Source organism: uncultured Acetobacteroides sp., from assembly GCF_963667355.2.
Taxonomy (GTDB): Bacteria; Bacteroidota; Bacteroidia; order Bacteroidales; family ZOR0009; genus Acetobacteroides.
In genome coordinates this window covers 2,242,468-2,255,573 of record NZ_OY763328.2, presented here as the reverse complement: position 1 = coordinate 2,255,573, position 13,106 = coordinate 2,242,468, and the positions used below count along the sequence as shown (strand labels likewise).

The following is a 13,106-nucleotide window of genomic DNA, read 5'->3' as shown; positions in this document are numbered from 1 at the left end:
AATTCCCAAAATCTCCAAATTATTGCAAGATTAGGAGGTTTTTGGGTGGTTTTAAGATCTACTCATTAAGCAAGTCCACGAATTTTGGACCTTTTATAAAGGCCGTTTTTTTGCCATTCACCTGAACCAAATCAAGGTAACCTATGGACATCAGTCCCTGCAAATCTGTCCTTGCGGTTTGGTTGGACACGATAAAGCGATTTTGAATTTCTTTTACAGTAAAACGCAAATCTCCATTATTATAGAGCAGCCTAAGAATTTCGGCCTGACGCTCGTTCACCAAAGGTAATTTCTGAAAGACTACTGTACTCTGCTTCTCCCTAACCTTACGCTCGATGTAGCTCTTCAGTTCCGCGTAGGCTAAACTCATTGTTTTCAGGTTGTAGGTAATAAAGTAGGTTAGGTCATTCCCATCGTTTTCTGTATATAGGTAGGCCTTCTCGTATTGGTTTTTCGATTTTGCTATAAGACGAGATATGGAGAGGTATTCCGTCATCCAGTAGCCCTTCGAGAGTAGGTACCAGTAAAATAGCGCTCTGGCAGTTCGCCCATTTCCATCAGTAAAAGGATGGATATATCCCATCATAAAATGAATAATAATACCCTTTACTATGGGATGTATAAAAAGATGAGGGTTATCGTTATTAAAAAAGTCACAGAGTCCATCTATTAACTGCGGAATATCCTTGAAGTGTGGCGGCGTATGTACCACCTCGCTATCGCTGTGGTTAACCACGTAAATGTCGTTCGTAGTCCTAAAACACCCCTCCTCCAATTTATCATCAAGGGTATTGTACGCCATAAGCGCGTGAACCTCCAGCAAACGATCCAGCGTAAGCTTCTCCTGCTTATTTTGAACGATATGCCTAATGGTGTTATAGTTATTCACGATCATCTGATCCGACTTATTCCTCGGTTTTTCCTCATTACGAAGCATCTCCTTCGCCTTTTTTCGAGTAGTCGACGCCCCCTCCATTTGCGAAGATGCAATAGCCTCCTCCATGATGGAGCTGATAAGGTAGCGCTGCTTATCCTCTTCTGTTATTGCCCCTGTTGCTCCAAGCGTTCCCGCAAAGTTCAGGTCTATCTCATGCAAAACTTGTAAAATCCAATCCGTTGTATTAAAGATAAAACTGTAGTTCCCAAATCTAAGTTGCTTTGCATGTACGCTTCTTGAAACCTTTACGGCATGCCATAAATCCACAGCACCATACTTCTCCGAAATAGGACGATACTTCACTTTATCCCAATAAAGATACTTTTCGTTGATGCTTTGAATCAGTTCACGACCTTCGTCGCTGTTCATCAAACTAAACGCCTTACTAATTGATTGAGCATTCATCCTTAATGAAGGTGGTTGTTCTATCATTGCTAAAACCTCCTAATTTTTGCAATATTTGGAATGATTGGCAATGTATGATAAATTCCAAAAATCTCCAAATTATTGCAAGATTAGGAGATTTTGGGTGGTTTTGAGAAAGCCTATTCCACCTCAAACAATCCGCTTTTATAGTCGAAGGTCAAGCAGCGTCCCTTAAATAAGCTGGTTCCAATCCAACCATCCTTACTTATATTATATAGCATCTCCATTTCATCCACCTCCCTCGGCTACCTATTCATTATCGCCGATTTCAATTAAAAGAAACCACATCAAAGACGGATACTATTTTTCCCGTGTTAAAACAAACATATTTTACAAAACGCATGTTAATAGAGATGTTAATCAAAATAAATCTTTCTATGAAACTAAAATTAATGTTTGTTTCGATGCTCGTTGCAGCATCAATGCTATTCGTTGGCTGCTCGCAGCAAGACGATTCTGTAAACGTAAATTCTTCTCAGAAGGAATTAAGTGTTGCTCCTACTCAGAAGTATGTCCCTGGTCAACTAATCGTGAAGTTCAAGGATGGGCAGACTTTAAAATCTAAGACAGATGTTATGCAGGCTTTTGGTGGTGCTGTTGTTCAAAAGATCTATGGCTCCAAATTAAAAGGAACAGACAATGGTTCCGTTTACCTCTACAGCATTAAAACTTCTGTGGAGAGTGCCATTTCAAAGCTAAAGCAAATGCCTGATGTTGAATACGCCGAACCTAACTACATCTACACAACGCAGGTAACCTCCAACGATCCATACTTTACCAACAGATCGCTTTGGGGAATGTACGGCGATGCATCAACTCCTGCTAACCAGTATGGCTGCCAGGCTGCAGAAGCTTGGGCGCTTAACCATACCGGCTCATCTACAGTATATGTTGGTATAATCGACGAGGGTTACATGTACAACCATGCCGATTTGGCTGCAAATGCTGGTACCAACCCTGGCGAAATTCCAAACAACGGTATCGACGATGATAACAATGGCTACATCGACGACGTTTATGGTTGGAACTTTGATGGCAATAATAATTCCGTTTTTGACAGTGCTGGTGATACGCACGGAACTCATGTTGCAGGTACTATTGGCGGTGTTGGTGGCAATAATATTGGTGTTGCAGGTGTTTGCTGGAATGTAAAAATGATCAGCGGCAAATTTTTAGGGACCAATGGTGGTACGTTGGCAAATGCTATCCTTGCTATTGACTATTTTGTTGACCTAAAGACGAGACACAACCTTAATCTTGTTGCGCTTAACAACTCTTGGGGTGGCGGCGGCTTCTCTCAAGCACTTAAGGATGCCATCGACAGAGCAAGTGCTGCAGGTATTCTATTTATTGCAGCAGCAGGCAATGGCGGCTCTGATCAGATTGGCGACAACAACGATAGATATCCTAGCTATCCTTCCAACTACACCAGCAGCAATATTATTGCAGTAGCATCAATTACTTCATCGGGTGCTAGATCTTCATTCTCCAACTACGGTGCAACTTCAGTAGATATAGGTGCTCCAGGTTCTAGTATTTACTCTTGTCTTCCTAGTTCTAGTGGTGGTTCTACCTATGGAACCATGAGCGGAACATCAATGGCAACGCCTCATGTTACAGGTGCTGCAGCCCTATATGCTTCTACACACCCTGGTGCTACAATGACACAGATTAAAAATGCTATTCTTAACTCTGCTGTTGCCACAACATCTCTTAGAGGTAAATGCGTAACCGGTGGACGACTAAACGTTAGTGGGTTCTAGTATATAATTATAGGACCGTACTATATATCTGTATAAAAAAGGGGTTGTCTAAGTAGACAACCCCTTCATCATTTAAGAATATCGTATAAAAAAGATTTACCTCAAGCAAAGCATTTGTTAGTACTCGTCAGGTAACTCCTTAAGCTCCTTAAGCGAGAATACGGGACCATCCTTGCATACGTACACCTTACCCACGTTGCAACGTCCACACTTGCCGAAGCCGCACTTCATACGGTTTTCGAGGGTGGTGTAGATGTTCTCGTCGGTAAAGCCCAGCTTTGCCAGTACAGGGAATGTGTACTTTATCATGATTGGGGGACCGCACACAATGGCAACGGTATTCTCGCTGCTTGGCGCCATCTTTTCGAGAACGGAAGGAACAAAGCCAACCTCGCCCTTCCAATCTGGGGTTTCACCTCCCGGATCAACGGTAGTAACAAGGTTTACATCTGGGCGTTCTTCCCACTCCTTTAGCTCGTGCTTGTACACCAAGTCCTCAACGCTGCGGGCTCCATACAGGATGGTAACATCCTTAAAGTTCTCGCGGGTATCGAGGGCGTTCCAGATTACGCATCGCATTGGAGGGAGCGCAATACCACCTGCTACGAACACGAGGTTCTTGCCCTTCCACTCATCAATAGGAAAGGTGTTGCCGTAAGGTCCACGGAAGCCAATGACGCTTCCCTCTTCGCACTGCTGAAGTGCCGTAGTTACCTTTCCCGCCTGACGGAAGGTGCACTCGATATACCCCTTACGGGTTGGAGAAGATGCCACGCAAAAGGTAGACTCCCCTACCCCAAACACCGAATACTCACCAAACTGTCCCGCCTTGAAGCTGAATTTCTGCTCATCCTCTTCGTTGACGAACTTCAAACGGAATGTCTTAACACCAGGTGCCTCGTGAGTGATCTTCTCGACCACCATTTGGTATGGCATGTATATATTTTCGCTCATTACTTGATCTCCTGAATTGCGGTTAAATGTTCCAGAATATTCATATCGGCAGGACAGGCGCGCGAGCAACGTCCGCAGCCGCTACATCCGTACACCGAAAGACGCTCGGGCATGTACGAGAACTTGTGCAGAATACGCTGACGCCAGCGCTGCGACTGCACCTCGCGTGGGTTGTGCCCCGATGTATGTTGGGTGAAGAGCGATAGCCCGCAGGTATCCCAGCAGCGAACGCGGCTACCATGCTTGCCGTGCGCTTCGTCCTGAATGTCGAAGCAGGCGCAGGTAGGGCATACGAATGCGCAGGCACCGCAGCTGAGGCATCGGAGCGACTGCATCTTCCAAACATCGCTTTCGAAAAACTTGTCCACCTTATCCTTTATCTCCTTGTAGTTGAACCTAACAGGAAGGTTAACCAGGTACTTCTCCTTATCCACATCGCCAATTGCCTCGAAGAGGTTTGGATTCTTGCTTACAATATCCTGCCCCTTTTCGGTAATGATCTCTGCAAGATAATCGCCATCTGCGCCCATCTGGGTTAGAAAGATGTCGCTCCCTTGGGTATTGCCGGGACCTCCTGCAACAGAAGTACAGAAGCACGACTCGTCGCACCTGCTGCAGCTAAATCCTATTACCGTACTCTTTTCGAGACGAGTATTGTAGAGGATATCCTTGCTATCCCAGTTGAAAATTGCCTTTAGCGGAGCAATGCCGGCAGCGTCGCATGGACGAACACCCCAAACTACCGTTTCGGGAACGCTTTGCGGATCGAAGTCGGTAACGGCAATGCCATCCTTACCTTTAGTATAATCAAACAGCTTTTCGGTTCGTGGGAATGCCACCTCCTTAGCCGACTGGGTAGTCTGGATATAATCGATAGCAACATCAGAAAAATTGTCTACTACCTCGTAGTTCACCTTTCCATTTCTGAGCCTTGGAGCATAGATGGTCTTGCCCTGCTGTTTTATGGCGTCGAATAGCTCTGCAAGAGAAGCCTTCCTAACCAAACGCTTTTCAATACTCATAGTCTATCGTATAAAAGATTCTTTATCGTCGGGGTTGAACGTTGACATAACATGCGCACACTTTCGCGAAGGCTGGTGCTCTCCAAAGCTCTCCTCGATGTTCTCGAACATCTTCTTGGTAAGGAGGCTAAATGGTATTGCCAGCGGACAGGCATCGGCACAGGCGCCGCAATCTACGCAGCGACCGGCAAGATGCATTGCCCTCATGAAGTGCCACTCGATGTTACCCAGCTGGTGAGATGGGGCATGAATCCACTGAGGCTGATTCATCTCGACGGTGCAGCGCTGGCAGTAGCACATGGGGCAGGCAGCACGGCAGGCGTAGCACTTAAAGCAGGGCGACAGCTGCTCTACCCAGAAAGCCCAACGCTCCTCTTGTGTCATGCTATCGATCTTGGCAATTAGTTCCTTGTCGCGAGCATCAATCTCTATGGCATGCTGGGCAAGGTATGCCTCAACCTCATCGAGGTTGGCAAACTCCATCAGTTTGCTTTCTGGGGTGATGCCCAGCACTACTATATTTTCATCCTTAACCTGATTCTCGGCGGCAAGCTGAATAACTGCGCGCATCACAGGGATTGGAGCCACAATGGCAGGCTTACCCAGCTGCTTTACCTCATGCTTATGGAGGTAAACCGCAAGGTTCTGCACGCAACGGCTATCGAAAATCAGCTTAGCTACATCGTCGGGGTTGGTTACAAATACCGCCCTTGTCTTATTGCCGACACCTTGCTCGAATCCGATAACAACCTTTACTTCGCCGGATTCGAGAAGCTCCTTGGCGCGTTTTCTAAGTTCATCCATTGCTTACTTCCTTTTCGAGGTAATTAGCTACTTTCTTATAATCGTTGTAGGGTCCCAGCTCGCGGATGGTGGAAACGGTAGTGTTTACCACATCGGCCCACTTGGCACCCTCGGCTGCCGACACCCACGAGAACTGGATACGACGGATGTCGATACCCATGAAGTCGCAGAGGTTGCGGAACACGATCCAGCGGCGGCGGGCTTGGAAGTTACCCGAGGTGTAGTGGCAGTCGTTGGGGTGGCAACCCGAAACGATGATGCCATCGGCTCCCTCGCCAAATGCCTTCATCAGTAGCATATAATCAATACGTCCGGTGCAAGGGAAACGTACAATCCGCACGTTGCTTGCATACTTTATACGGCTTGTGCCGGTAAGGTCGGCTCCTGCGTAGGTACACCAGTTACACACAAAAGCCACTATCTTGGGTTCAAACTCGGTCATTTCTTATTCGTTTAGAAGTTAAACTGAAGTTAGACGGTAGTTATACAGAAGTTAATCGGAAGTTAGAAGAATGGCTTACGCCTCAAAATCTAACATCTAAAGTCTAACATCTTGTATCCTAAAACTCGTTCAACAATCCCATCACTTCGTTATACATCTGGTCGTGGGTGTAGCCCTGAATGTCTATCGACTTCGAGCGGCAGAAGGCAACGCAGGTTCCGCACCCTTGGCAAAGACCCGGATTAACCTTGGCAACCGTTTTGATGACATTGCCTGCACGATCCTTGATCTCCTCGCGCTCGATGGCCTGATACGGACAAGCCGACTGGCAAAGGAAGCAGCCCACGCAGGTGGAGAACATAGGCGGAGCGCAGCGGTTTACCGAGGCCACCAACGGCTCGCGGGTAAGCTCGCTCTGCGAGAATAGCGTGGCAACCTTTACAGCAGCGCCCGAGGCCATGCTCACGCTTTCGGGGATATCGCGAATCGACTGGCATGCTCCAGCAACCATGATACCTGCCGTGTTGGTTTCAACAGGCTTGAGCTTTGGGTGTGCCTCTGCAAAGAAATTGTAAGCATCGTACGATACGTGCAGCTTCTGAGCCAGCTCCTCGGCACCCGGATTGGCAACGCCGGCGCTTGCCAGCACCACCATGTCAGCCTCAATCTCTACAGGAGTTGCCCCAAGCAGGGTATCGGCACCCTTAACGATGAGCTTGCCGTTCTTCTCGTAAACGCGCGATACGCGACCACGAACGTACTTAACGCCATCGTCCTCTATGGCACGGCGAACAAACTCCTCGTAGTTCTTTCCGGCAGCACGGATATCCATGTAGAATACTGTCGACTCGCCACCGTGAACCTTGTGCTGGTACAGCATAGCGTGCTTAGCCGTGTACATACAGCAAATCTTGGAGCAGTATGGAATACCCTTAGCCTCGTCGCGCGATCCGGCACAGGCAATAAACACAATCTTTTTAGGAATCTGACCATCCGAAGGCCTGCGGATCTCGCCCAATGTTGGACCCGATGCCGAAGCAAGGCGCTCGAACTGCAGCCCGGTGATCACATCGGGGTACTTGCCGTAGCCGTATTCGGGGAAGAAGTCGGGCTGCTTTACGTTGAAGCCCGTAGCAACCACAACGGCTCCAACCTCAACCTCAACGATCTCATCCTCCTGGTCGAAGCGGATAGCTTGGGTTGGGCAAACCTTCTCGCAAACGCGGCACTTGCCCTTGGTGTAGTAGTTACAGGTAGCCTTATCGATTACCGGCTTGTTGGGAACCGCCTGTGGAAAGGGTACATATATAGAGGTACGGTTTCCTAACCTCTCGTTGAATTCGCTTGGTATCTTCTTATTCGGACACTTGGTGGTGCATAGCCCGCAGCCGGTGCAAAGCTTCTCGTCGATGCTCTTCGACTTCTTGCGGATCTTCGCCTTAAAGTTTCCGATAAAGCCGTCGAGGCTCTCCAGCTCGGCGTAAGTGTACAGCGTGATGTTGGGATGCTGGGCAACCTCCACCATTCGTGGGGTAAGGATGCACTGCGAGCAGTCGAGCGTGGGGAAGGTCTCCGAGAGCTGCGACATGTGCCCGCCGATGGATGGCTCCTTCTCCACCATAATTACCTTATGGCCGCAGTTGGCAATATCAAGCGCCGACTGGATTCCCGAAATCCCCCCACCAATAACCAGCGCGGTTTTGGTAACAGGCACCTTGATGTTGGACAGCGGATGGTTGCGCTTTACCTTCTCCACCAGCATGCGCACCACGTCGATGGCCTTTTGCGTGGTGGCATCGTTGCGCTCGTGCACCCACGAGCAGTGCTCGCGAAGGTTGGCCATCTCGCAAAGGAAGGGGTTAAGTCCAGCTTCGCTGCAGGCCCTACGGAAGGTAGGCTCGTGCATGCGGGGCGAGCAGGCCGCCACCACCACCCCGGTAAGGTTTTTCTCCTTGATGGCATTCTTAATAAGGGTCTGACCAGGATCGGAACACATGTACTTATAGTCCACGCTATGCGCAACCCCTTCGTACCCGCCAACTACCTCGGCAACTTTAGCGCAGTCGACGGTAGCTGAAATGTTTTCGCCACAATGGCAGATGAATACTCCTATTCGTGACATATCTTATGCTTCGGTACGGATTTCTTAAATATCAACTTTTACAAAATGCCTTTGCAGGCCTAGCGACTCCCTATCGAGCCCAATGGCAAGGCCGATGGCCTGGGTGGTGTAGAGCACCGGAATGCCTACGCTGGCGCTCAGGTAGGAGTTGATCTCCTTGCGGCGCATGTCCAGGTTGGAGTGGCACATGGGGCAGGCCACGATGATGGCCTCGGCGCCCCGGTCGGCCGCATCGCGTACGATCTCGCCCGAGAGGCGGGCAACGGTGCTGGTGCGCGACATGGTTAGCCCCGCCCCGCAGCACTCGGTCTTAAAGGCCCAGTCGATGGGGGTTGCCCCGATCTTGGCCATCAGCGTATCCATCGATTGGGGATCTTCCTGACGGTCGAACTTGAGGATTTCGTGAGGGCGAACCAGCAGGCAGCCGTAGTAGCAGGCCAGCTTGTGGTCGAAGGGCTTTACCACGCGCTCCTCGAGCTTGGGGGTGATGTACCTGTCGAGCATCTGGATGATGTTCAGAATCTCCACCGTACCCTTATACTCCATGCCGATGGCCTCCACCACCTTCGCCTTGAGCGCGGGGTTGGCGTTCAGCTCGTGCTGAGTGGTGCTCAGGCGGCTGTAGCAGGCGGCACACGGAACAAGAACCTCGTGCATACCCTGCGCCTCGGCCAGCGCCAGAATGCGGGTGGGCAGCGCCAGCGACAGCTCCTTGCTGACGTTATGCGCGGCAGTGGCGCCGCAGCAGTTCCAGTCCTCGATCTCGCGGATCTCGATGTCGAACGCCTTGGCTACTGCAAAAACTGATTCGGTATATTCGCGCGAGGAACCCTTGAGCGAACATCCTGGATAAAATCCCAGAACCATATGTTTCTTTTTTGATATTAGACGGGAGATATGAGAGGTTAGATATTAGACGTTAGACTTTGCGGCGTAGACTTCTTCTAATCCCGCTAAGGCAGGATGTCGCTTCGCGCCACTTCTTCTAACTCCTCCTCCTACTTCTTCTTCACCGTCTTATTAAAAATCGATACAATCTTACTCTTGCCCTTGATGACCTCGGGCACCAGGTGCAGCTTGCCGCGCGAGAGCATGGATGGGGCCACCGCCACGTCCTGCATCAGGCTAAGCGTGCGGGCCTTGTACTCCAGGGTAAGCCCCAGCTCGTACAGCCTTCCCGTCTTCTCGATGGAGGAGAGGAACGACTTGTGGAAGGCCACGATTTCCTTGGCTTTGGGTGATACCTTGCCCTCCTTAAGCGATTTCTCGCGGAGGTAGTCCATCACCTTGGGGATGTCTACGCTCTTGGGGCAGCGCGAGTAGCACATCTCGCAGGTTAGGCACACCCAGATGGCGAACGAGCGCAGCAGCTGCTCCTCGAGCTGCGGGTCGCCCGCCTGCAGCATGCGCATCGCGTAGCTGGGCGTGTACTCCATTTCGGCGGCCAGCGGGCAGCCCGCCGTACACTTGCCGCACTGGTAGCACTTGTTAACGTTAACCCCAGTGTTCGCTAGGACTTCGCCCGCTAGGCCACTTACGGTTTGATGGTGAACATCAGCACTCATAATTCCAGAAGTTGTTTTGTAAAAGCTACTTTTCGGACTTCCGCCGAAGAAATGCCCTCCCGGTATGGGCCGCCACTCCTCCCCAAAAAGTCCGGGGGCAAATGTAGTAACCCAATCGAAAAAGCCAACACCATTCCCCCTTATTTTCCATGCTGTTAATTGATTAGCAGTAAAATCGAGGTGCATTGCCCCCCTCCAGACCGCCCCCCATCGGAGGGTCGCGCCGCCAAGAGGCTATCGGATAGCACCTTTTGTTCATTCCTCCAAGCGAAATTTTGTTAATAATCTTTGTAAGCTAAATATCGCTAAGTATCTTAAGGGCCGATACGAGCTGCTCCCGCACAGCATCGTGCGCTCTTTGAAAGATCGGCTAACGCTTGCTCTTTACCGGAAGCACCGGCGCCCGCCGGAAGGCTAGGCTTCCACCCCCCCATCATTTTAATCATTAACATCCGCCCCGGCGGGTCGCCCTTAGGCGATGTCGGGAAGATGTTTTCGGTTCCGATTGGCTCGTCCCGACATCTCGGGTAGACGATTTCGGTTCCGATTGGCTCGTCCCGACATCTCGGGTAGACGATTCCGGTTCCGATTGGCTCGTCCCGACATCTCGGGTAGACGATTCCGGTTCCGATTGGCTCGTCCCGACATCTCGGGTAGACGATTTCGGTTCCGATTGGCTCGTCCCGACATCTCGGGCAGACGATTCCGGTTCCGATTGGCTCGTCCCGACATGCAAAGGCCAAGAACAAAAGGCAGGCAACCACCGATCTTCGGGAAAGCACGTCGCTGGCAAGCGGCTCCATCTGCGTAAATTGAACACTTAACCTTTAAAATGATTGACAGATGAAAAAATTTGGACTAAGCGGATTTAGCGTTAGCGATTCAGGTAGCATGGCCACCGTAGTGGAGGAAGAAGTAGCAGCCTCCACCCTTACCGAGGCCAAGGAGTCGCCCCAGCTTAAGGAGGTAATGAACAACCACGTGGACTACCACGAGAGCATGGCCCGTGTCCGTAAGAGCCAGAACACCGAGGTGAAGATTGCCGCCGACAAGGCCTTGGACGACGCCTGGGTGGGCACGCGGCAAATGGTGTGGGGGCACACCTACTCGCCCGACCCGGCCGTGGCGCAGAAGGCGCACCAGCTCTACGCCGTGCTCGACACCTACGGCGCCGGCGTGGAGGAGCTCTCGGGCACCGAGGAGAGCGAGAAGATTGACACCATCCTGGTAAAGCTCCTCGAGCCGGCCAACCTGCAGCTGGCGGTAGACCTCGGTGTGAAGCCCTTCGTCGACCATCTGAAGGTCTGCGCCCAGAACTTCCGCCGCGACTGGGGCAGCCTGGAGGCCGACAAGGAGGCCTTCCGCAACAGCCTCTCGGCCACCAACAGCCGCCGCAAGCTCGAGGCCAGCATCGTAGCCTTCTACGAGTATGTGGACTACGGCGCTAAGTTCGCCCCCACCAAGCGCGAGGAGTGGGCCAAGCTCGAGAGCGCCATCTATAGCCGCTACACCACCATCCGCCAGAAGTACGCCGAAACCAAGAAGAAGAAAACCGACCCCACCAAGCCTACCACGCCAGATACGGGTAAGAAGTAGGCAGGCCGATGCTGCAGATTACCCCGTCAGGATTAAAACCCTGACGGGGGATGGCTGCAGTTCTGACATATATTCAGTTATTTGGAGAAAGAAACAAGTTAAGTTTAATATTTAAAAAGAATCGAAGATGAATAAACATAAAGAGATTATTCCTATTGAAGACAATCGACTATATTTTCTTTTTAAGAGAGGTGAGCACGATCATATAAAGGCATTATTTGAAGAAGGAGAGGTCTATATAAACTCAATAGATCACATTCGAAAATGTGACAATAATAAAGAACGTTCCGATGAAGAAGATGGAATATTCTACAGAAACTTTATAGGACAAGCAACAGTAACAATGTGCGATGTTGGAAAAGACTTTGATAATGACGGTGTAAATATGAATACACCGGATTTGGTTTTTAATTATGATCATACTGAAAAAGGAAATATTTATTGTTTAACTGGAATTTACTCTGAACATTTAAGTGGTGATAGAGACAACATAACATTTAACACAAAATCATTTGGAGAAACTACAATACTAATTCATAGTCCCCAAAATTTTCTTGACAGGTTATTCGATGCGTTGAAAGAAAATGGATACTCAAATTTTAAACCAAGAAAAGTCTCTTACTATGAAAATAACTATTCTGGGAATGTTGGTTTCTTTAGAAAACATGAGAGGTTTAAACCACAAAGTGAATTTAGAATTTTCATACCAAATGCAAAAAACGAACCTATAAAGTTGAAAATTGGTTCATTGAAAGATATCGCTAGTTTTAATACAGGCTTTATCAAATTAAATTACACTGACGGTAAAGAACAAATAATATCCCTATAACGCCCTGTTAGGACTAAGTTTCACCTCTTCATAATCTATCCTAGCAAATTCTAGCTTCCACCAAAAAAAGAAGGCAACCCTTCTCAGAGTTGCCTTTGTTGTCCTATCAGGGCTCGAACCTGAACTCTTCTGATCCAGAGTCAGACGTGTTACCAGTTACACCATAGGACAGAATTGATGCTGCAAAGGTAGCAGAAATGCCCCAAAAAGGAAGCCTAGCACCAAAAAAATTTGCGAACTCTTTACATCTTTATGTTTATTAGCTAACTTGGGAACGTGTACAACCTAAAAAACTAACAGGTATGAATACAGTTTTAGTCAACAACGGTAAGGCCGAGATCCAGAAGGACGGCCAAACTGTTAGCACAATTGGCCACGGAGAGATTATCTGCGCCGAGTACAACCACGATCAATCGCTCATCCTCTGCGTAACCGATCAGGGAAAAGTTGAGCTGAGAAAGGAAAATGGCTCGGTGCATAAAAGTGTTGCAACAAACGCCGTTTACGCCACCTTCGAGGGGCACGACGTGCTAGTTACCACCATGAAGGGCAGGCAGGAGCTCCGCAAGGAGAACGGCAGCCTGCTAAAGACGATAGGTTAAGCAGCACATGTACGAAACTAAAAAGGCGAATCGGTTATGGATTC

General features: G+C 49.3%; 12 protein-coding genes and 1 tRNA gene. 4 read left to right on the top strand and 9 right to left on the bottom strand.

What is annotated here, in order from left to right:
• Positions 1–58: 58 nt before the first annotated feature.
• Positions 59–1,369: a Fic family protein gene (locus tag ACHZA1_RS09325; RefSeq protein WP_320051607.1), complete on the bottom strand. Its 1,311-nt coding sequence runs from the start codon at positions 1,367–1,369 to the stop codon at positions 59–61.
• 371 nt (positions 1,370–1,740) lie between these two features.
• On the opposite strand from ACHZA1_RS09325, the gene ACHZA1_RS09320 reads away from it, so the two are divergent.
• Positions 1,741–3,126, top strand: a complete 1,386-nt coding sequence (locus ACHZA1_RS09320) for a S8 family serine peptidase (protein WP_320051606.1) — start codon at positions 1,741–1,743, stop codon at positions 3,124–3,126.
• A gap of 117 nt (positions 3,127–3,243) precedes the next feature.
• Here the strand turns inward: ACHZA1_RS09320 and ACHZA1_RS09315 are convergent, their stop codons facing one another.
• The 7 genes from ACHZA1_RS09315 to ACHZA1_RS09285 form a co-directional block, all read right to left on the bottom strand.
• Entirely contained in the window at positions 3,244–4,080 is an 837-nt protein-coding gene (locus ACHZA1_RS09315) for an FAD/NAD(P)-binding protein (RefSeq protein WP_320051605.1), read from the bottom strand.
• Positions 4,080–5,102: a 4Fe-4S dicluster domain-containing protein gene (locus tag ACHZA1_RS09310; RefSeq protein WP_320051604.1), complete on the bottom strand. Its 1,023-nt coding sequence runs from the start codon at positions 5,100–5,102 to the stop codon at positions 4,080–4,082. The genes ACHZA1_RS09315 and ACHZA1_RS09310 overlap by 1 nt, the downstream gene beginning before the upstream one ends.
• A 3-nt stretch (positions 5,103–5,105) precedes the next feature.
• A complete protein-coding gene (locus ACHZA1_RS09305) occupies positions 5,106–5,906 on the bottom strand; it encodes a hypothetical protein (RefSeq protein ID WP_320051603.1) in 801 nt (266 codons plus the stop codon).
• Complete coding sequence (locus tag ACHZA1_RS09300; RefSeq protein WP_320051602.1) at positions 5,899–6,348, bottom strand: hydrogenase iron-sulfur subunit; 450 nt, start codon at positions 6,346–6,348, stop codon at positions 5,899–5,901. The genes ACHZA1_RS09305 and ACHZA1_RS09300 overlap by 8 nt, the downstream gene beginning before the upstream one ends.
• A 118-nt stretch (positions 6,349–6,466) precedes the next feature.
• Positions 6,467–8,470: a CoB--CoM heterodisulfide reductase iron-sulfur subunit A family protein gene (locus tag ACHZA1_RS09295; RefSeq protein WP_320051601.1), complete on the bottom strand. Its 2,004-nt coding sequence runs from the start codon at positions 8,468–8,470 to the stop codon at positions 6,467–6,469.
• Positions 8,471–8,494: 24 nt separating this feature from the next.
• Positions 8,495–9,337, bottom strand: coding sequence for a CoB--CoM heterodisulfide reductase iron-sulfur subunit B family protein (locus tag ACHZA1_RS09290; protein ID WP_320051600.1), 843 nt, complete (start codon positions 9,335–9,337; stop codon positions 8,495–8,497).
• Between the two features lie 131 nt (positions 9,338–9,468).
• Positions 9,469–10,035: a 4Fe-4S dicluster domain-containing protein gene (locus tag ACHZA1_RS09285; protein WP_320051599.1), complete on the bottom strand. Its 567-nt coding sequence runs from the start codon at positions 10,033–10,035 to the stop codon at positions 9,469–9,471.
• An 843-nt stretch (positions 10,036–10,878) separates the two neighbouring features.
• Between ACHZA1_RS09285 and ACHZA1_RS09280 the strand changes: the two genes are divergently transcribed.
• Both ACHZA1_RS09280 and ACHZA1_RS09275 read left to right on the top strand, forming a co-directional pair.
• A complete protein-coding gene (locus ACHZA1_RS09280; RefSeq protein WP_320051598.1) occupies positions 10,879–11,631 on the top strand; it encodes a DUF6261 family protein in 753 nt (250 codons plus the stop codon).
• A 127-nt stretch (positions 11,632–11,758) separates the two neighbouring features.
• Positions 11,759–12,460, top strand: a complete 702-nt coding sequence (locus tag ACHZA1_RS09275; RefSeq protein ID WP_320051597.1) for a hypothetical protein — start codon at positions 11,759–11,761, stop codon at positions 12,458–12,460.
• 98 nt (positions 12,461–12,558) lie between these two features.
• Here the strand turns inward: ACHZA1_RS09275 and ACHZA1_RS09270 are convergent.
• Positions 12,559–12,631, bottom strand: a tRNA-Gln gene (locus ACHZA1_RS09270).
• Positions 12,632–12,762: 131 nt separating this feature from the next.
• On the opposite strand from ACHZA1_RS09270, the gene ACHZA1_RS09265 reads away from it, so the two are divergent.
• Positions 12,763–13,062 carry a hypothetical protein gene (locus ACHZA1_RS09265; RefSeq protein ID WP_320051596.1) on the top strand — a complete coding sequence of 100 codons (300 nt, stop codon included), beginning with the start codon at positions 12,763–12,765 and terminating at the stop codon, positions 13,060–13,062.
• The last annotated feature ends 44 nt before the right edge of the window (positions 13,063–13,106 follow it).

Excerpts from the sequence above, each read along its gene's own strand:
- ACHZA1_RS09325 (WP_320051607.1), bottom strand. The coding sequence starts at position 1,369 with ATGATAGAACAACCACCTTCATTAAGGATGAATGCTCAATCAATTAGT.
- ACHZA1_RS09320 (WP_320051606.1), top strand. The coding sequence starts at position 1,741 with ATGAAACTAAAATTAATGTTTGTTTCGATGCTCGTTGCAGCATCAATG.
- ACHZA1_RS09315 (WP_320051605.1), bottom strand. The coding sequence starts at position 4,080 with ATGAGCGAAAATATATACATGCCATACCAAATGGTGGTCGAGAAGATC.
- ACHZA1_RS09310 (WP_320051604.1), bottom strand. The coding sequence starts at position 5,102 with ATGAGTATTGAAAAGCGTTTGGTTAGGAAGGCTTCTCTTGCAGAGCTA.
- ACHZA1_RS09305 (WP_320051603.1), bottom strand. The coding sequence starts at position 5,906 with ATGGATGAACTTAGAAAACGCGCCAAGGAGCTTCTCGAATCCGGCGAA.
- ACHZA1_RS09300 (WP_320051602.1), bottom strand. The coding sequence starts at position 6,348 with ATGACCGAGTTTGAACCCAAGATAGTGGCTTTTGTGTGTAACTGGTGT.
- ACHZA1_RS09295 (WP_320051601.1), bottom strand. The coding sequence starts at position 8,470 with ATGTCACGAATAGGAGTATTCATCTGCCATTGTGGCGAAAACATTTCA.
- ACHZA1_RS09290 (WP_320051600.1), bottom strand. The coding sequence starts at position 9,337 with ATGGTTCTGGGATTTTATCCAGGATGTTCGCTCAAGGGTTCCTCGCGC.
- ACHZA1_RS09285 (WP_320051599.1), bottom strand. The coding sequence starts at position 10,035 with ATGAGTGCTGATGTTCACCATCAAACCGTAAGTGGCCTAGCGGGCGAA.
- ACHZA1_RS09280 (WP_320051598.1), top strand. The coding sequence starts at position 10,879 with ATGAAAAAATTTGGACTAAGCGGATTTAGCGTTAGCGATTCAGGTAGC.
- ACHZA1_RS09275 (WP_320051597.1), top strand. The coding sequence starts at position 11,759 with ATGAATAAACATAAAGAGATTATTCCTATTGAAGACAATCGACTATAT.
- ACHZA1_RS09265 (WP_320051596.1), top strand. The coding sequence starts at position 12,763 with ATGAATACAGTTTTAGTCAACAACGGTAAGGCCGAGATCCAGAAGGAC.